The sequence below is a fragment of the Paenibacillus vandeheii genome (genome assembly GCF_030433635.1).
In the GTDB taxonomy this organism is placed as follows: domain Bacteria; phylum Bacillota; class Bacilli; order Paenibacillales; family Paenibacillaceae; genus Paenibacillus; species Paenibacillus vandeheii.
Genome location: NZ_JAROCD010000014.1, coordinates 168,291 through 193,878, shown reverse-complemented (window position 1 = coordinate 193,878; position 25,588 = coordinate 168,291). Strand labels below are relative to the sequence as shown.

Annotated in this window: 24 protein-coding genes; 16 read left to right on the top strand and 8 right to left on the bottom strand. The window is 46.2% G+C overall.

Translation table 11 applies throughout. The features are described from left to right. Positions 1-421: 421 nt before the first annotated feature. Together P5G61_RS25635 and P5G61_RS25630 are read left to right on the top strand one after the other, a co-directional pair. Complete coding sequence (locus P5G61_RS25635; RefSeq protein WP_064635713.1) at positions 422-778, top strand: HesB/IscA family protein; 357 nt, start codon at positions 422-424, stop codon at positions 776-778. 142 nt (positions 779-920) lie between these two features. Further along, positions 921-1,562: an NAD(P)-dependent oxidoreductase gene (locus P5G61_RS25630; protein WP_301249034.1), complete on the top strand. Its 642-nt coding sequence runs from the start codon at positions 921-923 to the stop codon at positions 1,560-1,562. 127 nt (positions 1,563-1,689) lie between these two features. Here the strand turns inward: P5G61_RS25630 and P5G61_RS25625 are convergent, their stop codons facing one another. The 3 genes from P5G61_RS25625 to P5G61_RS25615 all read right to left on the bottom strand — a co-directional run bounded on the left by P5G61_RS25625 (position 1,690) and on the right by P5G61_RS25615 (position 4,313). Continuing rightward, positions 1,690-2,190 (bottom strand): hypothetical protein, encoded by a 501-nt coding sequence (locus tag P5G61_RS25625; protein WP_301249033.1) that lies wholly within the window; start codon positions 2,188-2,190, stop codon positions 1,690-1,692. A gap of 499 nt (positions 2,191-2,689) precedes the next feature. Beyond that, a complete protein-coding gene (locus P5G61_RS25620) occupies positions 2,690-3,739 on the bottom strand; it encodes a glycoside hydrolase family 53 protein (protein ID WP_435874291.1) in 1,050 nt (349 codons plus the stop codon). A 346-nt stretch (positions 3,740-4,085) separates the two neighbouring features. Beyond that, on the bottom strand, positions 4,086-4,313 hold the full coding sequence (locus P5G61_RS25615) for a hypothetical protein (RefSeq protein WP_024632656.1): 228 nt from the start codon (positions 4,311-4,313) through the stop codon (positions 4,086-4,088). Positions 4,314-4,563: 250 nt separating this feature from the next. Between P5G61_RS25615 and ppk1 the strand changes: the two genes are divergently transcribed. Further along, the gene (gene ppk1, locus P5G61_RS25610) at positions 4,564-6,645 is read left to right on the top strand and encodes a polyphosphate kinase 1 (RefSeq protein ID WP_301249032.1); all 2,082 of its coding nucleotides are present in this window, start codon (positions 4,564-4,566) and stop codon (positions 6,643-6,645) included. Here the strand turns inward: ppk1 and P5G61_RS25605 are convergent. Further along, the gene (locus P5G61_RS25605; protein WP_301249031.1) at positions 6,605-8,131 is read right to left on the bottom strand and encodes a Ppx/GppA phosphatase family protein; all 1,527 of its coding nucleotides are present in this window, start codon (positions 8,129-8,131) and stop codon (positions 6,605-6,607) included. The two genes, ppk1 and P5G61_RS25605, sit on opposite strands and share 41 nt — an antisense overlap. A 26-nt stretch (positions 8,132-8,157) precedes the next feature. Beyond that, the gene (locus P5G61_RS25600; RefSeq protein ID WP_301249030.1) at positions 8,158-8,412 is read right to left on the bottom strand and encodes a hypothetical protein; all 255 of its coding nucleotides are present in this window, start codon (positions 8,410-8,412) and stop codon (positions 8,158-8,160) included. Between the two features lie 236 nt (positions 8,413-8,648). Between P5G61_RS25600 and P5G61_RS25595 the strand changes: the two genes are divergently transcribed. Continuing rightward, entirely contained in the window at positions 8,649-9,308 is a 660-nt protein-coding gene (locus P5G61_RS25595) for a YheC/YheD family protein (protein ID WP_285078466.1), read from the top strand. Positions 9,309-9,663: 355 nt separating this feature from the next. Further along, complete coding sequence (sda, locus tag P5G61_RS25590) at positions 9,664-9,807, top strand: sporulation histidine kinase inhibitor Sda (protein WP_024632651.1); 144 nt, start codon at positions 9,664-9,666, stop codon at positions 9,805-9,807. Positions 9,808-9,829: 22 nt separating this feature from the next. On the opposite strand, the gene P5G61_RS25585 is transcribed toward sda, so the two are convergent. Together P5G61_RS25585 and P5G61_RS25580 are read right to left on the bottom strand one after the other, a co-directional pair. After that, a complete protein-coding gene (locus P5G61_RS25585) occupies positions 9,830-10,081 on the bottom strand; it encodes a hypothetical protein (protein WP_143805421.1) in 252 nt (83 codons plus the stop codon). An 84-nt stretch (positions 10,082-10,165) separates the two neighbouring features. Further along, positions 10,166-11,140 (bottom strand): NAD(P)/FAD-dependent oxidoreductase, encoded by a 975-nt coding sequence (locus P5G61_RS25580; protein WP_435874293.1) that lies wholly within the window; start codon positions 11,138-11,140, stop codon positions 10,166-10,168. A gap of 535 nt (positions 11,141-11,675) precedes the next feature. On the opposite strand from P5G61_RS25580, the gene P5G61_RS25575 reads away from it, so the two are divergent. Together P5G61_RS25575 and P5G61_RS25570 are read left to right on the top strand one after the other, a co-directional pair. After that, positions 11,676-12,869, top strand: coding sequence for an NAD(P)/FAD-dependent oxidoreductase (locus P5G61_RS25575; protein ID WP_301249027.1), 1,194 nt, complete (start codon positions 11,676-11,678; stop codon positions 12,867-12,869). Then, the gene (locus P5G61_RS25570) at positions 12,866-13,120 is read left to right on the top strand and encodes a hypothetical protein (protein ID WP_024632648.1); all 255 of its coding nucleotides are present in this window, start codon (positions 12,866-12,868) and stop codon (positions 13,118-13,120) included. Before P5G61_RS25575 ends, P5G61_RS25570 begins: the two co-directional genes overlap by 4 nt. A gap of 141 nt (positions 13,121-13,261) precedes the next feature. Here the strand turns inward: P5G61_RS25570 and hemQ are convergent, their stop codons facing one another. After that, entirely contained in the window at positions 13,262-14,008 is a 747-nt protein-coding gene (gene hemQ, locus P5G61_RS25565; RefSeq protein WP_285078464.1) for a hydrogen peroxide-dependent heme synthase, read from the bottom strand. A gap of 230 nt (positions 14,009-14,238) precedes the next feature. On the opposite strand from hemQ, the gene P5G61_RS25560 reads away from it, so the two are divergent. The 9 genes from P5G61_RS25560 to P5G61_RS25520 all read left to right on the top strand — a co-directional run bounded on the left by P5G61_RS25560 (position 14,239) and on the right by P5G61_RS25520 (position 25,572). Continuing rightward, a complete protein-coding gene (locus P5G61_RS25560; RefSeq protein ID WP_024632646.1) occupies positions 14,239-14,532 on the top strand; it encodes a YuiB family protein in 294 nt (97 codons plus the stop codon). 354 nt (positions 14,533-14,886) lie between these two features. Next, on the top strand, positions 14,887-16,422 hold the full coding sequence (locus P5G61_RS25555; RefSeq protein ID WP_301249025.1) for a replication initiation and membrane attachment family protein: 1,536 nt from the start codon (positions 14,887-14,889) through the stop codon (positions 16,420-16,422). Between the two features lie 135 nt (positions 16,423-16,557). Next, positions 16,558-17,529, top strand: a complete 972-nt coding sequence (locus P5G61_RS25550; RefSeq protein WP_301249024.1) for a helix-turn-helix transcriptional regulator — start codon at positions 16,558-16,560, stop codon at positions 17,527-17,529. Between the two features lie 88 nt (positions 17,530-17,617). Continuing rightward, a complete protein-coding gene (locus tag P5G61_RS25545) occupies positions 17,618-18,292 on the top strand; it encodes a hypothetical protein (protein ID WP_301249023.1) in 675 nt (224 codons plus the stop codon). A gap of 235 nt (positions 18,293-18,527) precedes the next feature. Continuing rightward, positions 18,528-20,357 (top strand): sensor histidine kinase, encoded by a 1,830-nt coding sequence (locus P5G61_RS25540; RefSeq protein WP_435874290.1) that lies wholly within the window; start codon positions 18,528-18,530, stop codon positions 20,355-20,357. Between the two features lies 1 nt (position 20,358). After that, the gene (locus P5G61_RS25535; protein ID WP_301249021.1) at positions 20,359-21,873 is read left to right on the top strand and encodes a response regulator transcription factor; all 1,515 of its coding nucleotides are present in this window, start codon (positions 20,359-20,361) and stop codon (positions 21,871-21,873) included. A 282-nt stretch (positions 21,874-22,155) separates the two neighbouring features. Further along, positions 22,156-23,628 carry an ABC transporter substrate-binding protein gene (locus P5G61_RS25530; RefSeq protein ID WP_301249020.1) on the top strand — a complete coding sequence of 491 codons (1,473 nt, stop codon included), beginning with the start codon at positions 22,156-22,158 and terminating at the stop codon, positions 23,626-23,628. Between the two features lie 75 nt (positions 23,629-23,703). Then, complete coding sequence (locus P5G61_RS25525; protein WP_053783230.1) at positions 23,704-24,633, top strand: ABC transporter permease; 930 nt, start codon at positions 23,704-23,706, stop codon at positions 24,631-24,633. Positions 24,634-24,717: 84 nt separating this feature from the next. After that, on the top strand, positions 24,718-25,572 hold the full coding sequence (locus P5G61_RS25520; RefSeq protein ID WP_236642230.1) for a carbohydrate ABC transporter permease: 855 nt from the start codon (positions 24,718-24,720) through the stop codon (positions 25,570-25,572). Positions 25,573-25,588 lie beyond the last annotated feature (16 nt).

The following is a 25,588-nucleotide window of genomic DNA, read 5'->3' as shown; positions in this document are numbered from 1 at the left end:
GGAATCGAGTTGGGCTGTAGGACTAACTTACAGAACTACATAGAAAAGATGCGGTCATCTGCCGCCATCTTATGTGGACTAACTCTTATTTACCCGGTGCAGCTTGTGCTGCGTACGTAAAACTAATTTTTTCATGTAAACGAGTCTTGTGACTCTATATGCATTGGGGACTGCGTGCAGTCTCGAAATGTGAAAAAAATTACAACTCCATATATGCCCATCACTTGAATAAGTCATGACAAAATATCGACATTTCAAAGCGATCACCTACCCATTATAAACCTCGTGTCCCGGGGGTTCAATACACTGGGAAGAAAAAGGAGATAAGGGGGAACGCGGAAACAGGCAAAGATGACTTGAGCCCCTTGACGGGGTGGAGTATAATTTAAGGGAGAGTTAACGAAAAGGAGAGTGACCTGGCATGATTAGCATCAGCGAAACGGCTGCAGACCGATTGAAAGAAATGCTTGCACAGCAAGAGACACCTGGTATGTTCTTGCGTCTTGGCGTAGCACCGGGCGGTTGTACCGGATTTTCGTACGCCATGGGCTTTGACGATAAAGAGTCCGATGAGGACCTCTATATGGATATTCAGAATATGAAGGTTGTTGTAGAGAAGGAAAACCTGAAATATCTGAATGGACTCGAAATTGATTTTGAAGAATCCGGCATGTCCGGCGGTTTCACCATCCACAACCCGAACGCAGTGGCAACCTGCGGCTGTGGATCATCCTTCCGTACACGTGAAGAAGCGGGCGTACCTGATAAAGATTGTTAATCATGGTGAATCAAGACCTCTATAGCGGATTAGTCTCGTACTAATCACGTTATGGAGGTTTTTTTGTATGTTGACAAGTTATGTTGTAACTAATATAGTTACATTATAAAGTTTATAACACGAAACCAAAGGAGAGATTAAGATGAAAATTGGAATTATTGGCGCGACAGGCAAAGCGGGAAATTTGATTTTGAAAGAAGCGTTGGATAGAGGGCATGAAGTGACAGCAATCGTTCGGAATGCATCCAAGGTGGAAGATAAAAGTCTGAATGTACTTGAAAAAGACGTATTCGACCTCACGGAAGAGGATGCCAAATCATTTGACGTCATCGTCAATGCATTCGGTGCGCCAGCCGGGAAAGAGAATCTGCATGTGGAAGCAGGACAAGCCTTGATTAATACTCTGAAAGATGCTCCGAATACTCGACTGATTGTTGTGGGCGGAGCAGGAAGCCTGTTCACGGACGATTCGAAAACACTGCGTGTAGTGGACTCTCCAGGATTCCCTGATGCATACAAAGCAACCGCAACGAATCAGGGGAAAAATTTGCAGGATCTGCAAGCTTCCTCCGGGATTCAATGGACGTTCCTGAGCCCGGCGGGCTTCTTTAATCCAGAGGGTGTTCGGACAGGGAAATACCAAGCAGGTAATGATGTCATTCTGGTCAATAGTGAAGGCAACAGCTACATCAGCTATGCTGACTATGCTATTGCTTTGGTCGATGAGATCGAGAACCCGCAGCATAAGAACGAGCGCTTTACGGTGGTAGGCGAAGCGAAGTAATTGATTCGAACTGAAAGAGATGGAAAATTGACGCCAATCCTTACGAGATTAGCGTCCATTTTTTTGTATCGTTATGAAGTTGGTGTACGTAATCCGGAAATACTGAACGTAGTCCTCTTCAGGCTGCCTAGTGTGGTGTAATGTCATCTGTATTTGGATTTTCTAACAATTCTGCCGACTCTACTGACTCCATACCATCCATGGCATCTACGAGTCCTACAGCCAATGTAGTGACTGCCGCAGCGGCAATCAGATTCTTGGCCCCGAGCTTTACTCTTTCCATGTCCTCGTCTTTCATGCCGACAACAACATCTTTGCCACCGTTATACACATACTTCGCGGATACCACTACACCTTTCGCTGTATTGGTAACGGCTCCTCCGATATCGGCAAGCCCTGCGTCTAACGCTGTATTGTCATTTCGGATCACACCACTGGCCATATCATATGTACCGCTGGCAAGTTGTCCTACCGTTTTTCCTGTATTAATCGTAGCTTTCTCTACGCCATTACCAATTTCTTTAATGAAAGGGCTCCCTGCAAGTTCCCCAGCCACTCTGACGGTGCCGCCAAGTACTTTTCCGGTAACTTCTCCAGCAAACTGTCCCAGTTCTTTTAAAAATCCCATACGTTTCCCCACCTTTCCAAATAAGGTTGAACATGTGCTGTCTAAATCTTTTATCTTATTATATAAGTATATAAGCGATAAGACTATTTACGTTCAGATTCATCAAGCGTTCCTAATTAACATGAAACCAATTCAACGAATTTGATCTAATCTGTCTAGCTGAACCGAAGAAGCTAACCACCTAGCCTAGTTTAACGCAACTACCCAAACAACTCACTACAACTCTCAAAAAAAAGGCGCTACTCAGCAAGGGAAGTAGCGCCTTTTTCTTTTTTCTACTCCAAATTCCTACTTAACACATTTTAGAAGTGTCTCATAAGCAGCCAACGTAGTGGAGGGGACGGAATCGATTCTGAAGAAGCGGTAGCGTTCGCCTTTATCCCCGGATTTTGTCCTATAGAATAGGACGTTCAAAAAAATCTGGGGATAACAGCGATCGAAAGAACGATCCGTACCCGTAACGGCCACATTGCTGCTCATCAAATACTTATTCCCGTGTTTAGTCGATAAATCCTTCCAACATTACAGTAGGCAAGCCATTAGACTGCCAGGCACCTTTGCTGTAACCGCCGTTGTAGCCCGGAGTGGCTTCAGGCTCCCAGTAGAATACACCTTTACCTTTGCTGCTCGGCAGATTGCGGAATTGCGTTTTCATCGCTGCGACAAAACTTTTACCGGCTGCCGGTTGGGTGTTATCCATCCCGATCTCCGATACGATGATCTCTTTGCCATAGCGGTTGATCATATCTTTGGCATTGTTCACGGCATTGGTGACAGCCGTGTTCCAGCCGGAAGCAGAAGGATAGAGGGACATGGCAATCATGTCAAAGTTGGCACCGTTATCGATCAGGCCACCGATATTCCATACAAAGAGGGCATTATCATCCCCGCCTGCAAGGTGAACGATCGTTTTGGTGCTGGTGCTGATGGACTTCACGGCATTATGACCCGTGTTCACCAGCCACGCATAATTTTTCATGTTGGTGGATGCTTTCCCATCTTCCCATAACATGCCGTTGCTTGTTTCGTTACCGATTTGTACCCAGTCCGGGGTTACGCCTTTGCTCTGCATGGCTGTCATGACTTCACGCGTGTGATTCCATACAGCATCCATCAGCTGCTGGAACGTGTAGTTTTTCCACGCCGCAGGTTTGGTTTGTTGACCCGGGTCAGCCCAGGAATCACTGTAGTGCAGAGTGAGCATGATGCTCATGCCTGCATTTTTGGCACGCAGGGCCAGAGCAGCTGCACGATCCTTGTTCATGTAACCGTTACCATAATCATTCGAAGGATTAACAAAGACACGAATACGAACGGAGTTGATCTGGTAATCATTTTTCAAAATATCAATAATATCACGCTGTACGCCGTTTTTGTCTTTCCATTTGTAACCTTGCGCTTCCATTCCGGGAACCCAACTGATGTCGGCTCCTTTGGCGAAGCTTGGTGCTGCATTGGCATGCTGGCCTGTGGGCAGCATAATAGAGGTGAATAACAAAACAAAGACCAAAGCGATGGATGTTTTGAAACCCCTTACATTTTTGAGCATTACAATATGCCTCCTCGAATATGGGTTGAGTTGCAACCTAATTATATCGGGCATCCTTTGCTCAACTACAGGGTTCATTTCCAATATTTTGGTTGTTTTTTAAACCTCTCCAAAAAAAGACAAAACAAAAAGCCGTCCGAAGACGGCTTTTCTACCCGTGGCGCTTTTTGAAACCTTGATCCGTATCCCGCGCCTCCACCAGCCATCAGTTAAATTGAGCTAGTGGATCGGGTAAGGGACACGTTCAACATGTGATTAGATATGTTGACGCACCTCCTTTCCTTGTGCCAAGAGTATACAACACTCTTTTCCGGAAAGCTAGTCTTTTTTTCATATTTACGCAAAATTATTTTTCGGTTTGGAACATCGTAATATCCCGGTCATAATGACTTTTCGTACCGTTATCGTTGCGAATTCTTACGCTGTCTTCGCTGATCCGCTCTACGATGCCACGGCCCACTTCACAATATACGCCCGCTGGATCTTCCTGCCATGCGGTTACCGTGCATTGGGATAGTGCAGCCGTGAAAAACTCTATATTTTTTTGTAACGTTCTAGGTTTGTTCGATTTCATTATATACTCCTTTAACAAATGCAATTTTGGATGATGGATAGCAACCGGACAATTTACACTGTACATCACTTTACTCTGTCTCCTGCTCTTTGTAAAGGGATGGAAAAAGTTATCGCTATGAGGTATCATTTACATAAATTTTACATAGCGTTTACACTTTGATGACGCTTGTAACCTATCACGAATAGTACAATTAATTATATCAGAATATTGATTCAAAAAAGATATGCAACACATTCGGAGGCCATACATGCATAGAGATGTCAAAACAGGTAACTACGTTAACCGTGATTTAAGTTGGGTTGAGTTTAATCGTCGTGTGCTCCAGGAGGCGCAGGATCCAACAACACCTCTGCTGGAACGCATGAGGTTTCTTGGCATTGTCGCCAGTAACCTGGACGAGTTCGTAAGTGTAAGGGTAGCGGAGACGAAAGAGAAGATCAAGGCTGGATTTACGCAAAAGGATTTTACCGGGTATACCCCTTCGGGTTTGTACCGCAGATTGATTAAACGAACGGGGACCATGGTCGCCGAACAATATAAAACCTATCGGGAGCTCATTCGTCTTCTTGCCAAGAAAGGCGTCAATTTTCAGGAATACACAGATCTGAATATGACCCAGCAGCGAGCAATGGACCAGTATTTTCATGAGATCATTTTTCCTGTATTAACACCGATGGCTATTGATCAGAGTCGCCCATTTCCACTGGTACACAACAAGTCTGTATATCTGTCCGTGATGTTGCAGAAGGAAGAAGAGCAGGAGGGGGAGCCGTTTTTGGCTATTGTGCAGGTGCCTTCCAATATTCCTCGGGTTATTCCTGTACCTCTTCGGGCGAATAGTAAAAAGAAAACGTTCATTTTGATCGAAGATCTCATCAAACATCATATTCATACCCTTTTCAGCGGATATATTCCACTGGCTGTACAGGAATTCAGGGTGACCCGCAATGCGGATCTTTTCATTAATGAAGAAGAAGCGGAAGATTTACTTGAAGCAATTGAGAAGGAATTGCGGCGCAGACGCCGGGGAGCACCGGTACGACTGGAAGTGTGTACGGATTTTCGGCCGGATGCATTGCATGAACTGCGGGAAGAGTTCGATATTCAAGATCCCGTGTACGAAATTGATGGACCATTGGATCTGAGTTTTCTGGCCGGGTTTGTGGATAGTCTGGAAGGCTTCTCTCATCTGAAATACAGTCCGGTGCAGCCTGTGTATCCTCTGGAATTCCTTCCACGGGAAAGTCACTTCGAGTTGCTGCGTAAACGGGATGTGCTTGTTCATCATCCATATGAATCCTTCGAACCGGTAACGGACTTTATTGTGGAGGCTTCGGAAGATCCACGCGTCATGGCGATCAAAATGACGTTATACCGGGTGAATGGGGATTCCCGTCTCATTCCTGCACTGGCTCATGCTGCCGAGAGCGGTAAACAAGTGACCGTTGTGGTTGAATTGAAAGCCAGATTTGATGAAGAACGAAATATTGCATGGGCCCGCACGCTGGAGAAGGCAGGCTGTCATGTGGTTTATGGATTGGTTGGATTAAAGACTCATGCCAAGATCATTCTTGTCGTACGCAGGGAACAGAGTGGTCTAAGAAGGTACGTGCATGTTGGAACAGGTAACTATAATGAAAGCACAGCCAAAGTGTATACCGACGTGGGACTGTTCACCTCCAATCCCATCATTGGCGAAGATGCATCGGAACTGTTCAATGAGATTACCGGATATTCCGGACCCAAAGCATTGCAGGCATTCCGCGTCGCCCCAGACGGCATGAAGGACGAACTGTTCGCGCTTATTCGACGGGAAGCAGAGCATGCCTTGAAGGGAAGACCATCCAGGATTATTGCCAAAATCAATTCCTTATCCCATCAGGATATCATTGATGAATTATATCTGGCATCTCAAGCCGGAGTACAGATTGATCTGATCGTGCGCGGTGTATGCTGCTTGCGTCCTGGTGTAGAGGGACTTAGTGAGAATATTCGTGTAATCAGCATCGTGGACCGGTTCTTGGAACATTCCAGACTGTTCTATTTTGAAAACAGTGGGAACCCAGATGTGTATCTGTCCAGTGCAGACTGGATGACCCGCAATTTGAAGCGAAGAATTGAGCTGATGTGTCCCGTGTTTGATCCAGAGCTGAAGAAGATGCTGGTGGACATTCTGAACCTGTCTCTGAACGATAATGTGAAAGCAAGAGAGCTTATGCCTGGCGGCAATTATGTATTTGTACAAAATGAAAAGCCCCCGCTGAGAAGTCAGACGGAGGCGATGGGGATTATCCCCTGGAAGCCTGTTGAATGGAGTGTGTTAACGTAACTCCCCAAGCTTCCTGCAAATCTTTGACGGCCTCTTCGAGGTCGCTCAGTTCCAGTAGCGGCTCGGCTGTACAGATGAATTGCATCTGCAGCGAGTCGTTTTCTTTTGCTGCCTTTATGGCAGTGATACTTTCAGCTCGATTGATCGCTTCAGTTACGCGCAGCAGTGAGCCCAAGCGATGGGCATGTCGTTCGTCTGAATCCTTTAGAATGTCCTTATGCTTTTGAAGCAGCTGGGGCGTTCTTTTTTTTGGATGATAATCGGCTGCAATGGCACTAAGGATCGTCTCCCGGTGAGAGAGTCCGTAGATACTCGCATTCATAATCCAATAGGCCGAGTGCTGGGGATACCGGAAATAGTTAATCTGTTTTCCAGCCATGTGCAGCATACAGGTCGTGTACAGGATCCGGGCATCTGCTGGATCGGGGGAATTACCTTGTAAAGCAGTATACAGGGTAAGCGCATCCTGGTGGATCCGATTCAGACGTTTCTCCGGAATCGGTGGGCCAAAATGGATGAAGTTGCGAATGCTGTCCTTCAGCGCGTCTGGCACGACCGGCTGACCTGCAGCCAGGAGATCCCTTAGCAAACCATCCCGTAACCCCGCTCCGCTCACGACATAACGATCTCCCTGGATGATCTGGAAGACCGTGCGCAATATGAGAACACCTGGCACAATAATGTCTGCACGATCCTTGGCAAGACCGGGTACTTTCTTGCGTTGTGCCGAGGTGAGATGTGGCAAAGAACGAGCGATATTTTCCATCTCTTCTGCACCGATTTCATAATGATGCGTAACCGGCAAGGAATACTGCGTTCTCTTCTGTTCCACTTTGGCCAGGGTACGCATCGTGCCGCCAAGCCCTATGAGAGGTAGTCCGGGATGCTGTCTGACCCAATCCTGATCACTTAATGCCTGGATAACTTCATTACAGAGGGCGGTCGCATTAGCTTCAGTCCACTGATCTTCTCCGCCATAACGGGCGTGTGAGTTCACAGCTCCGATAGGCAGAGAGATGCTGTGCAGTCTTTTTCGATCGCGGAATACAGTGATCTCGGTACTTCCTCCGCCAATATCCACGACATAACCATCCGCCAGATCAATCGATTGAGTGACGCCTAGGAAGCCGTAATAGGCTTCCTGATCGCCGGATACACATTCAATCGTAAGTCCCGTCTCAGCTTCCAGCCAACCTATAATTTCTGAAGCATTGCCTGCATTCCGAATGGCCGCTGTTGCTGCCGCACGGATGAGCTTGGCTTGATAAGCTTCGCAGGTAGCCCTGAATTGTCGCAAAATTGTGCTAGCCTTGTCCAGTGAATGTCGCAGAATCGTTCCGTCTTGTTCAACCACATTGCTTAGACGAGCTGCATATTTGTCTTCATGAATGATGCGATAGGCTCTATCCGAATCGAGTTCATAAATAACCAGACGTATGGAATTGGAGCCGATATCGATGATTCCGAGTATTTCGTTATGTGTCATAAGCATCTCCTTCTACAGAGGTTAATCTACCCGATTCTCAGCAAGGCTGCCATGGCTTCCGGTGAACCCGGAGGCGTCGAGGAGAAGGGCGTGGTCAGCATTACCACAATAATGAAGACGATGAAGCAGGCAAACAGAATACAACTTACAGCAAAACCGCGATTGCTTTTCTTCATAAACAGTCGAATACCTGTAACGAATAGAAGCACCGTAATGGCTACCAGAACGATAGAAATGGCAATATAGGCTACGCCATACAGTGATTTGAAAAATGATTCCATGTCTTCTGAACGCTCCTTAGATCCTCATATTTAAGCCTCTCCAAACCATTCCTTAGTAGCATACGATAGATTGATGCGTTTGAAAAGCAAACCAGGCGCTTGTTCCGGCCTTGAAACAAGCTTATGGACTTTATCCACTGAAAAGGGGCCCCAGCCTTGGACAGACATCCAAGAAAGCACGGCTCCAGTTGAGTATGTATAAGGAAGGACTATTGTTCAGGAAAGGAGATCAACCCATGTCGAGACAGCTTGCAAGCAAATGGCTGAAGACAGCGGCGCTGTTGAAATATCCGGTAGCTGCTGTCCACATTCCACAGACGAAGACGTTCAACTCGGGGAATCTGCTAAACATGCTTAGTCATTACGGAATGGTGTATATCAAACCTGTTGTCGGTGGTGGAGGTTACGGTGTCATTAGAGTATCAGCAAGTGGAGGAGCCTACCGGTACACTCATATGAAAATAACCCGTTCTTTTACTCATTTTAATCAAATGTACCGCTCCCTAATCCGCGTAAAAGCTAGACGGAGATACTTGATCCAGCAAGGCATTCATTTGGCGACCATTCAAGGCAGACCTGTCGATTACAGAGTCAAAGTCGTCAAGACAGAAAGGGGCTGGGTATTCCGTTCGATGGTGGGACGGCTCGCTCGTCCGGGATTGGTCGTGACCAATCTTAGCAAAGGAGGAACGATGCTGTCCGGCAGAAGAGCACTTGCTCTGTCACTGCCTCATATTTCTGGAAAATATAAACGTCGAGAGATGCGTTCATTGACACTCACATGTACACGGATCATGGAAAGTCAGTTCCCTGGTGTGGGGCAGCTCGGTTTCGATTATGGACTGGATCATTCCGGAAGAATATGGATTTTGGAAGTGAACACCAGACCACAATGAAAATGGTGAAAAAAGCTAAAAAAATCCAAAGAAAATCCGATAGTAATATAGAAGGAAACTAGGTGGAAAACGTTTGGAATTTAACAATTAAGGGTAATTTACTCGCATCAACTCTTGAAACTATGAATTTATTCTAAAAAAAATGCTATGATAATCGTTCTGTTCGATAAGCTTCGATCCTGTGTATAAATACTATCCACACTATCCACGTTGATCAATCAACATTTTTACCATTTATCAACAAACTATACACAGGATTTCCACATAACGTTGTGGATAACAAGAACGCTTGTTCTCTTTATAAATCTCTGATATGATAGTTTTGAGGAAAAAAAAGGAAAGGTTGTGGCGGGAAATGGCTATGTTATCCGATGAGATGTTATTGGACTCCTACCATAAGGCGATTGAGTTGGATCTCGAACGAGATTTCATCGCACTGCTGTTGGCAGAAATCCATAAGCGCAAACTGGGTACCGACGTATCTGCCATTCTTCACTAGAGATCCTCATTTGCAGGCAATGTTACAGGTTTCCGGACATGTCCCATAGATCTACAGGCCATAGTGTGCTTGTCTGACAATGGCGACAATACATCATATGATTGCAAACGTTTTCGGCTTCGTCTGCCGTGTCAGAGGAAGTATGAATGGCGTAGGGGCTGTATGGTCCGGTGTAATCGTCCAATTTGCCGCATTCTGACAGTCCCTGAAGGCAGTGGGGACAAGCCTGCTCCGGTACAACCAGACCGTTACACAGCGGGCATATATAAGACAAGGGTATCCCTCCTGATGTTGAATTCATTCAGGAGTAAGATACCCTTTTTTGTGTCTTTTATATTCTATAAGATTCCATAAGGAATTAGCGTTTCATGTTACTGCTGTGTCCTGGAGACAGCTTAGCTTCTGGATCGAAGTATACCTTGGCATTGTTGACTGCGGTTGGCGCTTCACCGAATCCGACAGCAATCAGCTTCAGCTTGCCTGGATATGTTGTAATATCTCCGGCAGCATAGATACCCGGAATCGAGGTTTCCATGCGGGAATCGACCACGATGGAATTGCTGTCAATTTCGATGCCCCATTCTGCGATAGGTCCCAGGGAAGAGACGAAGCCAAAGTTGACGATGACATCATCCACTTCAATTTCCTGTGTTTCCTTGGTTTTGACGTGAGCCAAAGTAACCTTGGTAATGCTGTCCTCACCGTGAAGTTCGGTAATTTCGGTAGGTGTAACGATGTTCACCTTGGAATTCATCAGGTTTTCGACACTGTGCTCATGTGCACGGAATTTGTCGCGGCGATGAATCAGGGTTACTTGCTCAGCGATCGGCTCGAGCATGAGCGCCCAGTCCACAGCGGAGTCACCGCCACCGCTGATCAGTACTTTTTTGCCGGCAAAGGCGTTCAGATCACTGATGAAATAGTGCAGATTGGTTTTTTCGAATTTGGCAGCACCCTCAAGCTCCAGACGACGGGGTTCGAATGCACCCACACCGGCAGTGATAATTACGGCTTTGGCGTGATATTCATTCACATCGGTTTTTACGACGAAGTGACGTTCTTCTAGTTTCTCTACCGAAACAACCTTTTCCTCAAGACGGATGTTCGGGTTAAAATGGCTCATTTGCTCCACCAGATTATTCACCAGTTCCTGAGCGGTCACCTTCGGGAAACCGGCTACATCATAGATGAATTTTTCGGGATAGAGGGCGGCAAGTTGTCCACCAAGTTGTGGCATACTTTCAACCAGAGTAACGGATGCCTGACGCATCCCTCCGTAAAACGCGGCGAACAGACCCGCAGGGCCGCCACCAATAATAAGTAAATCGGTCATGTCATGACCGGCAGTTTGTGCAGTCAAGAATCAACAACACCTTTCTTATTTTAATAGGTAGTTAACAGAAATAATGAAGCCGGGTACGTATTGTACCCAGCGTTTGTTGCTGAACTGTCTTTCTCATTATAAACGGTGTAAACTGGGTTGCAAAGTTGGCAGTATGATGAAACTAGGAACAATAGATGAAGATCAGGTGAGAATAGGATGAAATTGGAAATGAAAGGTTATGAAAAATAACAAAAAAAACCTTGATATTTGCCAGAAATACAGATATCCTTGACCTGTACTATGTGTTTTTTTGTCTAATTTAGCCCCAATTTGTAATGTGAAGACAATACCCGCGTTTTGTTGAATCTTGTGTATAATTTCACAATTTTAATCGATAACTTGCATGCAAAAAGTTCAAATAAATTCGCGAAGTTAACATTTGTCGTCATAATGGATAAGACCTCATCAATATGGGTAAGTAAGAGCCTTTTTACAACAAAACAAACGAACGGTTGATGCGAACGAAACCGGAAGGGGTACAGACATGAGCAGCATTCCCAAAATCGTCATCCTCGGCGCGGGCTATGGCGGGATTCTGACAGCCCAGCGGCTGCAGAAGGAATTGAACTATAACGAGGCCGATGTCACATTGGTGAACCGGCATGATTATCATTATATCACCACACATCTACATATGCCGGCAGCCGGCACAGATACGATTGAACATGCAAGGGTTCCGATATCGAAGCTGATTGACGAGTTCAAGATTGATTTGGTCAAGTCTTCGGTTAAGGAGATCCGGCTGCAGGATCGGAAGATCATTCTGGAGGACGGCACGTTATCCTATGATTATCTGATTATTGGATTGGGCGGGGAACCGGAAACTTTCGGTATTCCGGGGATGCTCGATCATGCGATGACCATTCGCAGCATTAACTCGGTCCGAATGATTCGCGAGCATATCGAATATCAGTTTGCCATGTACAAAAACGATAATAAACGTAACCGCATTCGTTTTGTCGTGGGTGGAGCTGGCTTCAGTGGTGTCGAATTCGTGGCGGAACTTGCGGATCGCATTCCTCAGCTTTGCAAGGAATTCGACGTGAATCCGAAAAACGTACACATCTATAATGTCGAAGCAGCACCTTCAGCTCTGCCGGGCTTTGACCCAGAACTGGTTGAGCATGCAATGAACGTGTTGAAGAAAAAAGGCGTTACTTTCAAAATCGGTGTTCCGATCAAGCAATGTCTGCCAGACGGTGTCATTGTGGGTGAAGGTGAAAAACTCGATGCAGCAACGGTCGTATGGACCGGCGGTATTCGTGGAAACGCCCTGCTTGAGCAGGCAGGCCTTGAAGTGATGCGTGGACGGGTGAAGGTTGATGAGTTTTTGCGTGCCCCAGGGCATGAGCAAGTCTATGTTATCGGTGACAATTCACTGGTGTTCAACAACGAAGGGCGCCCATATCCACCAACCGCGCAGATCGCGATGCAGCAGGGTGTTAACTGTGCCAAAAACGTTGTCGCTGCCATCCGCAAGAAGCAGCCACAACCTTTTGTATTTACAAGTAAAGGTACGGTCGCGTCATTGGGTAAAGGTGAAGCTATTGCCGTCGTAGGCGGTAAGAAATACAAGGGCTGGAAAGCGGCTCAGCTGAAAAAGCTGGTGGATCTCCGGTACTTGTTTATCATCGGTGGCATTCCTTTGGTACTGAAGAAAGGGCGGTTTTTTGGATGAGACATTGCAGTGTTCAGGTCAGAGGACTACTCACGCGAGAAGAACTGGATCGGTACAACGCCTTGATGCAAGTCGGTGGTTATCTGGAGGAACAGGATCAGTATGATCTGGCTTACATCGTTCAGAAGGAAGTGGATATTCTCATTTTGCCTGCCATCGAGCGGCTTAAGGAGAAGGGACGTGACCGTGACAGAGCAACAGCTGAATTTCTGGAGTCTCTGAAAGCGGTTGATGAAGAGGATCAGGATTAAGAGGATTAAGCAATCACCTTATCCCAAAGAACCTGAGTCATCCATTTAATATTGAACATTTCATATTCATTCGAAAAAAGTAAAGCACCGCTGACCCTGTTCTTAATGGAGGGATCGCGGTGCTTTTTTTGATTTATACGATTACAGCTTGAGCATGTCTTCCAAAGTTTCTTCGTTCAGGAGGCTTCCCACATAGAAAGAGCCGAATTCGCCATAACGGGCACTGACTTCATCAAAGCGCATCTCGTAAACGAGCTTCTTGAACTGAAGTGCATCATCCGCAAACAGCGTAACGCCCCATTCCCAGTCGTCAAAACCAACGGAACCGGTAATGATCTGTTTCACTTTGCCCGCATAGCTGCGACCAATCATGCCGTGACTGCGCATCATTGTACGACGCTCATCCATGGACAGCATGTACCAGTTGTCGTTCAACTCGCGTTTTTTGTTCATCGGGTAGAAGCAGATGTACTGCCGCTGTGGCAGAACGGGTTTGAGACGGGCGATAATTTCCGGGTTCTGCATCGGGTCTTCGCCCTCTTTGCTGAGATAGTTACTCAGCTCCACTACGCTGACGTAAGAATACGACTTGGTCGTGTACTGGGCAAACATCGTTTTGTTGAAGGCATTCTCAACGGCCTTCAGATCTTCCAGCGTTTCACGCAAATGCATCATGACAAGGTCAGCTTTTTGGCCCACAACCGTATACACGACTGTGCTCCCTTGGGAGGAATTCTCGACTTCCTTCCATTCTTTCCAGAATTCCTCCAGCTCGTCCAGTGCTACGGCACGTTCCTCATCATCGGCTGCTTTCCAGGCGGCCCAGTTAATCGAGCGAAAATCATGCAGGGCGTACCAGCCCTCCAGTGTTGATGCGGCTTCGTTCATGAATTGTATTCCTCCTGCAATGTATATTTCCAAATCCGGTAAGGGACGGTTGAATGCGTTATCGTCTTTATTGTATCCCAACAGGAAGCAGAAGGGCAAATGAAGTGAAGCTGATTATAGGGAAATTTGTCCAGAAAGTTCGTTGCTTCGCCACATTTTTTGCGGTACACTATCTACTATCCGTAGTAAGAGAAACCCGAGTCAGTGAAAGAAGAGGTGAACGTCACCCGATGCAGTTTATACCTGTGCTGGTTTTGATGGTGTTATTTTTCGTTATGATGTTTGGTATCGGTTTCATTCTGAATATGCTGATGAAGACAACCTGGTTTCCTTCCTATCTGTTCATTATTGTTATTTTGCCTGTTGTCGTGTATTCCTTATGGGATCATACGGCATCACTGATGTCGCATCTGGGTTCTTTCCATATTGTTGACTATATGACGGGCATAGCTGGACTTGCTGGAGCGGTCATCAGTGGCTGGGCCATTCGCAAACTTCGTCTGGGTGGGTACAAAATGTTTTAATCAGCTAGTCAGAGGGCAGCAAATGCTGGGCTGCATTGTCCGTAAAGGTCTTGCCTTTGTCGTAAACGCTTACGAGCGCAAAGGGAAGGCTTTTTGGCATGCAGCAAAAAAGTGTGCATTATTTTTCGGACATGTCTCATATATATCTGGATAACATTTCTCCATAGATTTACTTGTTTTCTATGGCTGTAGCTTTTATAGTAATCTAGCAACTCTGCGAAAACGTGAATGCTGTCGACCTAGGACGAAACGGAACGAGAACAGGTCCGTTTTTTACCTGTTTTTGAACATTTGAGGATCCGACATTTATGATAGAATAGATAAACATACTTTTGGGGAGAAGGAGATCAAGCTATGCGCATGAAGAATTTGCATCATTATACTGAACATCATCGCTACTGCGTGTACAGGGAGTTTGGACTTAGCGCCCTGGATGACCGTATGCTTACCGGAGCGTATCAGCCAATGGTAGGTGCCTTTGCGGTTGGCTTGTATCGACTGCTGTTTCAGCATCTTCCCGGTGAACAGGTCGGTTATTCGCCACTTGAACAGCAACGGAGGCTGTTCATGACGCTTGGACTCGAGCCAAGTGAGAAAGGGCGCAAATATTTGGTGGAGCAGGCATCCAAGCTGGAAGCTGTGGGATTACTTCAGACTTCACGGCTGTATATTCCGGAAAATGACGATTACATTTACGAATATGAGCTGCAGCCCCCGCTCTCCCCGGCAGAATTTTTCCGCACACAGCATTTGACACTGCTGCTTCGTGACAAAATCGGCAAGTTCGCCGTACTTTCACTACGTTCCGGTTTTTCGGCGATAGAGAGTGGTGACGCGCCTTACCCGGCAGCGAATAAAGAGAATATTTCCGTTCCTTTTTACGACATATTTGAATTGAACACCCATGTCATTGATTACGAACTGGAACAGGCCTTGTCGGAAGTGTCAACTTCGGCACAGCGCAACGGACTCAATGGGGCAGTCGAAGAGAACAGCCTGAATTATGCCGACATTATATTGCGTTTTCCGCGTGAGTCGGTCAATCGTCGTCATGTGGAGCAATTACGGTTCGATCATGAACAGCTCGGCATTGTGAATTATGTGGTGAACAAGTTCAATCTTAGCGTACAGGATGTGTGTCGTTTGCTGGATGAGGATGATATCTTCAACCCACAGGGACAGCTCGTGCTGGATGATCTTCAACACAAGGCGAGCCTGCAGTTCAGACAAACCAAGAAGCGACATGAGCAGCAGACCGTACAGGCAGCGAAGGTTGTTGCCCTCAGACAGCACATGGAGGAGCCTGAGCGGAAAGAGGACTCCGGTGAACCGCCTGTCGAACATGTGGTACAGATGGAATACTACGTCGAAGTGCCTCCGCAATTTTCGACCAAGTGTGATATTCATCAATACAACATGATGCTGCGTAATGAGCCCTATACCCGATTGCTGCAGACGTTTTTCCCTGGTGCCGTACCGGACAATCTGGTGGACATCTTTGAGAAAATCGACCTCAGCTACAAGCTGCCTGGTGAAGTGATCAATGTACTGATTCACTATTTGATGGCATTGCTTGTATCCGGCGGTGAGCAAAGAATTAACCGTAACTTCGTTGAGGCCATTGCCTCCAATATGCTGCTCAAGCAGGTGAATTCCTACGAGAAGGCGGTACAGTACATTCGTGACCAAGCCAAGGTCAAAGGCAAGCAGGCTGCTGGTGCAGCTGGAACCCGTTCCCGTACATACGGCAAAGGAACCAAAGCCAAACCCGAAATTCCGATTGTACAAGACATAGGTGCCGAAGGCGATGCAGTGTCCGAAGAAGAGTTCGAAGAGATGATGAGGTTTGCCCAACAGATGCAGGCAAGCAAACAAAAGGGAACTTCATAACTTTCATAATATAGAATCAAGAGGCGAGTCCCTAAATCAGGGAGACTCGCCTTTTTTGCTAAATGATCATTTTTTACGTAATGGGACAAGGTGTAGATGAGTTATATTCACTCAAGGAAAAGAGGAGGACTCCCGATGGCGAAATGGGATAATATGCTGTCCATGCTCTGGATGCTGCGATCCGGAAGAAAGCTCACCGCTGCGCAAATTGCGGACAGTTTGGAGATCAGTGTCCGCACGGTGTACCGATATATCGACGCGTTATGCGCCAGCGGCGTGCCGGTCGTTGCGGAATCGGGCCATGATGGTGGCATTCGTATTCTGGAAAGTTTCAAAGAAACGCCATTGTTCTTCAACTCTGTAGAGTTGAAGGCGCTTGTGGATGCATTCAAATTTGCCCAAGGTGCTGGCTATCCGTATGTGCAGGAACTTGAATTGGCGTTGAAGAAGGTGGAGAACGGACTACACGAGGAGCAACGCTACGATCTATCCCGCCAGACGAGCAGCTTGGATGTGGTTTCTTCAGCGCGTCCGCCTTCAGTCGTTCCGTTGCTGCGGGACTTGGAACAGGCGGCAAATGACGGGCGAACAGTTCTGATGGCCTACCGCAAAGCAAATGCGGAACAGGTCAGCGAACGTGAAGTTGATCCGTATGGGTTAGCGTACAACAGAAACGATTGGTACGCTGTCGCGTTCTGCCATCGGTCACAGGCGATGCGGACGTTTCGCGTCGACCGTATTGAGCGGCTGGAGGCAACCGAGGCGAGGTTTGACAAGCCGGAGCGTTTCTCTGCGTCCGACTTTTTTGGCGAACAGTCCAACCAGAGACGGGAGGCGGACGGCCCGCTGGCAGTGATACGTATCGAGGGAGAGCCTGACACGTTGAATGCGGTATGCGGCCACTGGCATCTGCGCCACTATTTGACGGAACGGACCGATCGGGAGGCACGGTTCCTGCTCGATGTTCCGACAATGAACAAGTACCTTCCGACATATCTGATGTCATTCGGTACGTCCATTCGCATTCGGGAACCACTAGAGCTGAAGCTGCGGATTCAGGAAATGGCATACCATATCGCCAAACATCATGCAGACGGTCCCAATTGAGATTCGTTGACATCAGTTGTTAGTGAACGTGTTACAAATTAATGATTGATAGTGAAAATATAAGATTTTAGAAGAATGGAGGGGGAAAATGGGGGCATATGTCAAGCTGGATCAGATTAAAGCTAAAAGCGAGACAACAACAAAACAAAAAGTTTTATCAATCGGGTACATAATGCTAGTCGGAATTATTATGGGTGTAGCAGCCAAACTTGTTGATGCTCCAGGAATCAATCCTATATTTGACGATATCGGTGGCCGCTTGGCTGTATGGGTATTTGTTGCAACACTTATATCAGTTTTTAGCTACTCGCCTAAATGGGCCGCTGTTAACATATTTGCTTATTTTGGGTCGATGCTGACGGTGTATTATGCGTACACAGTGCTCTTTCTACATTTTTCACCTGAGAGGGCTATGGTTTTCTGGGGGATATGTGCGGTGGGATCTCCGATCTGTGGTTATATCATGTGGTATGCACGTGGAAATGGTCTGTTTTCTAATGTTGTTGCAGCACTTCCAATTACATTAATACTGTCAGAAGGATTTCAATTACGTCACGCGTATTTACCCATTCATACTCATTACTATTTAATTCCATACCTTATGACAATATATCTAATCATGAGTGTTGTTTTGCTGCTGGTCATTCCGACAAACAAAATACGACTTTTCCCGATTCTATCCATAGCGCTCATCATGTCTTTTATTATGGTCTATTTTAATGTTTTGGGTCGGATATTTGATGGAATGAACGGCGTATTGTAGGATAGTATCCTTTCCATCCTTTACCATGACCTTTTCCTTGGCGTATGGTGTAATCTGAGTATCTGCCAGTTATGACTGGATTCTGCTGGCCAATGGCAAAATCCAGAACGTAAACTTAGGGCGAAATTAAAGAAACACAGGTATAAACTAAAGAAAAGTTCCGGGTGACAAGTTAATGTCAGAAGGCAGATGATATACTTTAGACAGGAAAACAGCATCGGGGGGAACATGCGACTTGAAAATTGTTAGCGTTTACAAAAATTTCTTTAAAAATAATATGTTTATGAAGATGCTGTTCATCTTCTCCATGATATCAATTGTAACGATTATTACATTGTCCTATATCATTTTCCTGTCCGTGTCCGACGCCACGATTCGCCGAGAGCTGGCGATCCAGAAAGCGGCCATGGAAAGTGTCGACCGTTATATTCACCAGCAGTATGAATCAGTGCAGAACATGGTAAGGGACATGCATCAGAATGAGGCGCTGTCAGCCAATATTACCTACTTGATGAATCACACGTACGCCGAGTATGTACAGCATCTGACAAATGGCTATTATGCGAATCAGGATGATTACTCAGCTGATGTATTGAAACATTTTCAGAACATCATGGATCGCAATTCGGATATCAATCAAGTGATGTTATATAGTGCAGAGCGGCAGGATCTGTCCACCTTCAACCAACATAAACAGTTCAGAAAGCTGGATACCAATGTGGCTCATTCCTACATTCCTGACGTGATGGCGATGGAGACACCAAATATTAGCGCGCCAAACTATTGGATACGTAAAGAAATAAATCAATGGGACCCGGCGCTGTATGCGATTCGTGTACCCATCAACAATACACAGACCCTTCGAAATTTGGGACAGTTCCTCGTTTTCTTCGACTCTGCGGGCATTGGCAATGCTCTCGATAGCTATGAAAGTAACCTCAAGGGAGAGATTGTGGTGCTGTCAGCTAAAGGTACGGTATTGTTTGATTCCAACAACAACTATTACGGGAAGCAATATCCCTATGTGAATGTGGCCGATTCATTGTTTGACCAGACCGACATGGATTCGATGAAAAAGGAGCGGAACATGTATGTGAACAAGTTTGTCTCGGCGGATCAGGGATATGTGGTTGTTGGCACGGTTCCTGTGGAGGAGATGGCCGAGGCCTACGCGGGTACACGCAATACAATCGTTTCGATTAGCATCATATGTATCCTGTTTGCCGTATTGGTTCCGGCGTTTTTCATTATTAATTTTGCTAAACGCACCCGCCGAATCATTCGTTTCACGCAAAGGGTGAAATACGGCAATCTGACAGCACGCATCGATGATACCCGTGATGATGAGCTGGGACAGATCTCGCATAGCTTTAACGATATGTTGGATGAACTTAATCAGTATATTGAACGCGTCTACAAAGCCGAGATCAAACAAAAGGAGACAGAACTGGTTGCACTCCAGGCTCGAATTAATCCCCATTTTCTCTATAACACCCTTGAGGTTATTCGGATGAGGGCGATCTCTCAGGGGGCGAAAGATGTCGGAGAGATGATCTACAGTTTATCCGTGTTATTCAAGAGCCTCGTTCAGCAAAAGAAAAACTATACACTGAAGGATGAGATGGAAGCTTGCCGTTTATATCTGGAGCTGTTCCGGATTCGTTATAAGGACATTTTTATGTATACGATCCAGCTGGACCCCGTTCATAATCAACATCCGGTGGTCAAGCTATCCCTGCAGCCGATCATAGAGAATTATGTGGTGCACGGCATCCAGACAGAACGTTCGGATAATCAATTATCGATCGTTGTTGAAGAGCTGGACGATGTGTTGCAGGTTGAGGTCAGAGATAATGGCAAAGGTATTGAAGCTGCACGTCTGACTGAAATTCTCGAAGAACTGGAACGTCCGGAAGAATCGGGCCAGATGTTCGGACTGCGAAGCGTGCACACCCGTTTGCGTTTCCTCTATGGACCGGAATTCGGCATCACGATCGAGAGTACACTCGGAGAAGGAACCCTGATCAGGGTACGTTATCCTCATACAGAAGGGACAGGTATTTAATATGTACAAGGTATTTATTGTGGATGATGAACCGTTCATCATTGAAGGGTTGTACGATATTTTGGATTGGTCGTCTTTTGATATGGAAATTGTAAGCCATGCCGGCAATGGACAGGCCGCTTTAAACGCCTTGTCTGCGCAGCCTGTTGACATTCTGATTACGGATATATCCATGCCCTTCATGAATGGTCTGGATCTCATTCGGGCAGCAAGGCAAGTGCAGCCTGATATCAAGGTGATTATTCTTAGCGGTTTCAATGAGTTTGAATATCTGAAAGAAGGCATGCAGCTGGGCATCGAAAATTACCTTCTCAAACCGATCAATGTGGAAGAGCTGGAATCGACGCTTCGCAATACGGCTTCCAAGCTGGACCATGCGTTGTCTCCTCAAACGGATGATGCTTATGGTGTTCAAATTCTGAAAGACAATATTCTTCACCGATGGCTGACGGGACAGATCGCGGCTACGGAATTCGAGGAACGAGCACAGTTCTTGAACCTTTCGTTGGATGCACCAGATGTTGCAGTAGCTGTATTGCGAGCAAAAGGGGAAACAACCGGCATGTTCGAGCGAGTGGAGGAAATGCTGAAGGATAAGTCCTATGTGAATATATTTCATGATATTGATGGAGATATCGTCATGGTTGCCAATGTACAAGCAGGAGTGGACGAAGAAAATGTGTTTATGGATTATCTTGAGGCATTATCCGCTGCGCTGTGTGAGACACATCCTGCTGTTCTGATTGGGGCAGGAAGTCTGAAGCGTGGACTTTACCATGCTCCTGCAAGCTATCAGGAGGCGAAAAAGGCACTCCAGTATGTGATGATCTATCCCGACCTTAAAGTGATTGATCATGCCATCTTGGACAAATGCGGAAGCTCTGCCTCTTCCTTCTCCATTGATTGGAAGGAGTACGCGAAGCTCATTCTATCCCGCAATGCAGAGCTGCTTGCTGAGCGAATTCGGCTTGATTTTGAACAGCATCGCGACGGGGTTACTCCGGCGGAGTTGCAGAACATCGCATTGGAAGTGGTCATTCGCTTCAAGATGGAACTGGAGGGTATCAAACATTCGGATGAATCTGCCATTTACCAACGTGGACTTCGCCTTGTGCTGGACAGCGGAACCTTTGACGAACTCGTGCAGGCGTTGCAGCAGGTGGGTACGGCGACGATTCAGTCTCTGCTTCAGGATCTGAAGAATCCGATCGTCAACCAGGTGCTTCAACATATTGACAAACATTACGCAGAAGAGCTTTCCCTGAAGCTGCTGGGTGCTCACTATCATCTTCATCCGGTATATTTGGGACAACTGTTCCATAAGGAGACGGGAGAGACGTTTGCCGAGTATATCAATAAATACAGGATTGAACGTGCCAAGGAACAGCTGCGCAATTCGAATCTGAAAGTGCATGAGATCGCAAGAAATGTCGGGTACTGGGAGACAGGATATTTCTATAAACAGTTTAGGAAATATGTGGGAATATCACCTACCGATTTTAAGGTTTTTGGATAATTTCCAGTGGAGTATCAATTGGACCATTGGACTGACATGGATGAGACATTCTGAGGACAGAAGGGCATGCAGTGCAGTTAGTGCCAAATGTTACTCAGCATGTCTTTTTTATGTAAGCGATTTATTCAAATCGGTACGAATTAATGAATCCGTACTGATTTCTCTTTAATTTGTACCTCGAAAACTTAAGTTTATCTTCTTTTTGTAAATGCTTTCATTCGGTAAGGTTAAAACAGTTAGATTGTAGAGCTTAAGGGAACACGAAAAGGGAGGATCAAGGAAATGAGTAAACAAAGAAAAAGTTTTTCGCTCGTTCTAGCATTGTTGATGGCGGTTACACTTGTTCTTAGCGCCTGTGGAGGAAGCAAGGATGCGTCAGAATCAGGGGAAACAGGTGAGGATCCTGTCGAGCTGATCTGGTATACCATCGGTACCCCTCAGAAAGATGTTAATAAAGTGATGGAAGAAGTCAGCAAGTACACCAAAGAAAAAATCAATGCCACAGTTACGATGAAGATGGTTGACTGGGGTGACTATCCGCAAAAGATGCAAGTTAACGTAGCATCCGGCGAGCCAATGGACATCCTGTTCACTTCATCCGGCGGATTCGATTATGTTCAAAATGCCAGAAAGGGTGCATTCCTGGAACTGGATGACTTGCTCCCTAAATACGGACAGGATCTCATTAAAACCATTGATCCTGCATTCCTGAGCGGTTCAAAAGTAGACGGACACAACTACGGAATTCCGGCTAACAAGGAGCTGCCTCAACAAGAAGTATGGCGTTTCAACAAAACGCTGCTTGATAAATACAAAATGGACATCTCCAATATTCGTACGTTAGACAGTCTGGAGCCTTTGCTCAAAACGATCAAGGAAAATGAGCCAAGCGTGACTCCTTTTGGAATGGATAAAAACTTCGTTCCTTATGTTCCTTATGACTACGTCATTCAGAACTTGCCAATGGCAATCAAACTGGATACGACGGATTACAAGATTGTGAACATTCTGGATACTCCGGAAATGAAAGCAGCTCTCAAAACGATGAGCAAGTACTACAAAGCTGGTTATGTATCGCCAGAGGCAGCAACAACAGGTTCGACCAACGACCTGACCACATCAGGCAACTGGTTCCTGGATCGTGCACAGACACAACCGCTCGCGGACAATCAATGGTCGGCAAGTTACGGATATCCCGTAGTTTCCACACCAGCGAGTGACGCGATCATCACCAACACGTCTGTACAAGGTTCGATTATGGCTATCTCAGCCAACTCCGAATATCCAGAGAAAGCAATGGAGTTCCTGAACCTGCTGAACACAGATCCAGTGCTGCGCAATATGGTCGATTCTGGTATTGAGGGCGTTCACTACAAAAAAGTGGATGACACGCACATGGAAAATCTGGCTGAATCCAAGAACTACGATATGCCTTCTTACTCCCTTGGTAACAACATGTTGTTGTATCTGAACAACAATGACCCGGATAACAAATGGGATGAGTTTAAGAAGTTTAATGCAGAGGGTGTAAATTCTCCAATTCTGAGTTTTAACTTTGACTCAAGTAACGTGTCGTCGGAATTGACTGCTGTACAGAATGTCAAAGAGCAATACTGGGCCGCATTGATGACAGGTACGCTGGACCCAGAGAACAATTTGGAGCAAGTGATTGAGAAGTTCAATCAAGCCGGACTTGAAAAAGTGATGGCTGAAGCCCAAACCCAGCTTGATGCCTGGAGAGCGGCAAATAAGTAAGGGTAAATTCAGGGATCGGGCCGCTGCTTGTTGCGCCCGATCCTTTTTCATTCAAGCCTGAAGGAGGATCTCCATATGACCGCATTTTTGAAAAATCTGATTAGAAACCGAGTCATGCTGTTCATGGTGCTGCCAGGCGCCATCTGGTTCTTCTTCTTCTCCTACTTGCCATTGGTGGGCACAGTAGCAGCATTTAAGCAATATCGCTTTAGCCGCGAAGGCTTCTGGGCAAGTCTGATGAAGAGTGAATGGGTGGGTTGGGATAACTTTAAATTCCTGTTCAGCACTAACGATGCTTGGCTTATTACCCGCAATACGCTTTTTTATAACATCGCCATTATTGTTCTGGGGCTGGTATTCGCTGTAGGTTTGGCAATTCTGCTCTCGGAGCTGATCAATAAACGGTTGGCCAAGTTGTATCAGACAGGTATGTTCCTACCGTATTTTCTATCCTGGGTCATTGTTGGATATTTCGCGTTCAGCTTCCTAAGCATGGACCGGGGGATGTTGAACCAAATTATTGGATGGTTCGGCGTGGAGCCGATTCAGTGGTATTCGGAAGCGAAGTATTGGCCGTATATCCTGGTGTTCGTCGCTTTATGGAAAACGATCGGGTACAACAGCATCGTCTATCTCGCTTCAATCCTGGGGATTGATCGGTCACTGTATGAGGCAGCGATGATCGACGGTGCAAACAAATGGCAGCAGATTCGCAATATAACGATTCCATTGCTATCTCCTATCATCATTATTATGACCTTGCTGGCCGTTGGCCGTATCTTCTATGCCGACTTTGGTCTCTTCTATCAGGTTCCAAGGGATTCGGGTACGTTGTATTCCGTCACAAATGTTATTGATACGTATGTGTATCGCGGCTTGAAAACAAGCGGTGAGATTGGCATGAGTACAGCTGCCGGATTGTATCAATCCGTTGTGGGCTTTGTACTTGTTATCATTTCCAACTATGTTGTACGCAAAATCGATAAAGATAGCAGCCTATTCTAGGATAAGGGAAAGGAGTGAACCACTGTGGCTCAACTTGTAAAAAAACGCGACTTCCATCATGTATCCAATGGCTGGAACGTAATTATGAACATCATAGCGGGTCTATTCGCTTTAATTTGTGTATTTCCTTTTGTGTTTGTGGTCATCATCTCGCTCACGGACGAGAAGGTACTGGCCCGTGACGGATACCGACTTATTCCCGCGGAGTGGAGTCTCGCAGCCTATCAGTTTGTCTGGCAGAGTGGAGACACGCTGCTGCGTGCGTACGGGGTAACTATTCTGGTCACGGTACTGGGTACCATCGTCAGTTTAATTCTAATGTCATTGTACGCCTATGCGATTTCCCGCAAGAGCTTCCGTTATCGGAGATTTTTCTCCATATTTGCCATCCTGACCATGTTGTTCAACGGTGGGATGATTCCAACCTATATGGTCGTATCCCAGCTTCTTGGATTGAAAGATACCTTATGGGCACTGATCCTGCCACTTGCAATGAATGCCTTCTATATCATGATCCTGCGTACGTTCTATTCAACCAGTGTACCGGATGCAGTCATTGAATCGGCAAAAATTGATGGAGCCGGAGAATTTTATACGTTTTTGAAAATTGTCATTCCATTGTCTCTGCCGGGGCTGGCGACGATTGGGTTGTTCAGTACGCTCGGTTACTGGAACGATTGGTTCAATGCGCTGTTATATATCGATAATCCGAACCTCGTACCGCTGCAATCCATGCTGATGCGGATCGAGTCCAGCATCCAGTTCATCCAGCAGAACTCGGCGAACAGCTCAATGAGTCTGGCGGCGATGCAATCCATTCCGCAGGATACTTCACGGATGGCTATGGTGGTTCTCGCAACGTTGCCGATTATTTTCGCTTATCCGTTCTTCCAGCGTTACTTTGTACAGGGTCTGACGGTCGGAGCCGTTAAAGAGTAACCGAATCACTTCTACA

Coding starts and splice junctions, on each gene's coding strand:
- P5G61_RS25635 (WP_064635713.1), top strand. CDS start 422: ATGATTAGCATCAGCGAAACGGCTGCAGACCGATTGAAAGAAATGCTT.
- P5G61_RS25630 (WP_301249034.1), top strand. CDS start 921: ATGAAAATTGGAATTATTGGCGCGACAGGCAAAGCGGGAAATTTGATT.
- P5G61_RS25625 (WP_301249033.1), bottom strand. CDS start 2,190: ATGGGATTTTTAAAAGAACTGGGACAGTTTGCTGGAGAAGTTACCGGA.
- P5G61_RS25620 (WP_435874291.1), bottom strand. CDS start 3,739: ATGCTCAAAAATGTAAGGGGTTTCAAAACATCCATCGCTTTGGTCTTT.
- P5G61_RS25615 (WP_024632656.1), bottom strand. CDS start 4,313: ATGAAATCGAACAAACCTAGAACGTTACAAAAAAATATAGAGTTTTTC.
- ppk1 (WP_301249032.1), top strand. CDS start 4,564: ATGCATAGAGATGTCAAAACAGGTAACTACGTTAACCGTGATTTAAGT.
- P5G61_RS25605 (WP_301249031.1), bottom strand. CDS start 8,131: ATGACACATAACGAAATACTCGGAATCATCGATATCGGCTCCAATTCC.
- P5G61_RS25600 (WP_301249030.1), bottom strand. CDS start 8,412: ATGGAATCATTTTTCAAATCACTGTATGGCGTAGCCTATATTGCCATT.
- P5G61_RS25595 (WP_285078466.1), top strand. CDS start 8,649: ATGTCGAGACAGCTTGCAAGCAAATGGCTGAAGACAGCGGCGCTGTTG.
- sda (WP_024632651.1), top strand. CDS start 9,664: ATGGCTATGTTATCCGATGAGATGTTATTGGACTCCTACCATAAGGCG.
- P5G61_RS25580 (WP_435874293.1), bottom strand. CDS start 11,140: ATGACCGATTTACTTATTATTGGTGGCGGCCCTGCGGGTCTGTTCGCC.
- P5G61_RS25575 (WP_301249027.1), top strand. CDS start 11,676: ATGAGCAGCATTCCCAAAATCGTCATCCTCGGCGCGGGCTATGGCGGG.
- P5G61_RS25570 (WP_024632648.1), top strand. CDS start 12,866: ATGAGACATTGCAGTGTTCAGGTCAGAGGACTACTCACGCGAGAAGAA.
- hemQ (WP_285078464.1), bottom strand. CDS start 14,008: ATGAACGAAGCCGCATCAACACTGGAGGGCTGGTACGCCCTGCATGAT.
- P5G61_RS25560 (WP_024632646.1), top strand. CDS start 14,239: ATGCAGTTTATACCTGTGCTGGTTTTGATGGTGTTATTTTTCGTTATG.
- P5G61_RS25555 (WP_301249025.1), top strand. CDS start 14,887: ATGCGCATGAAGAATTTGCATCATTATACTGAACATCATCGCTACTGC.
- P5G61_RS25550 (WP_301249024.1), top strand. CDS start 16,558: ATGGCGAAATGGGATAATATGCTGTCCATGCTCTGGATGCTGCGATCC.
- P5G61_RS25545 (WP_301249023.1), top strand. CDS start 17,618: ATGGGGGCATATGTCAAGCTGGATCAGATTAAAGCTAAAAGCGAGACA.
- P5G61_RS25535 (WP_301249021.1), top strand. CDS start 20,359: ATGTACAAGGTATTTATTGTGGATGATGAACCGTTCATCATTGAAGGG.
- P5G61_RS25530 (WP_301249020.1), top strand. CDS start 22,156: ATGAGTAAACAAAGAAAAAGTTTTTCGCTCGTTCTAGCATTGTTGATG.
- P5G61_RS25525 (WP_053783230.1), top strand. CDS start 23,704: ATGACCGCATTTTTGAAAAATCTGATTAGAAACCGAGTCATGCTGTTC.
- P5G61_RS25520 (WP_236642230.1), top strand. CDS start 24,718: ATGAACATCATAGCGGGTCTATTCGCTTTAATTTGTGTATTTCCTTTT.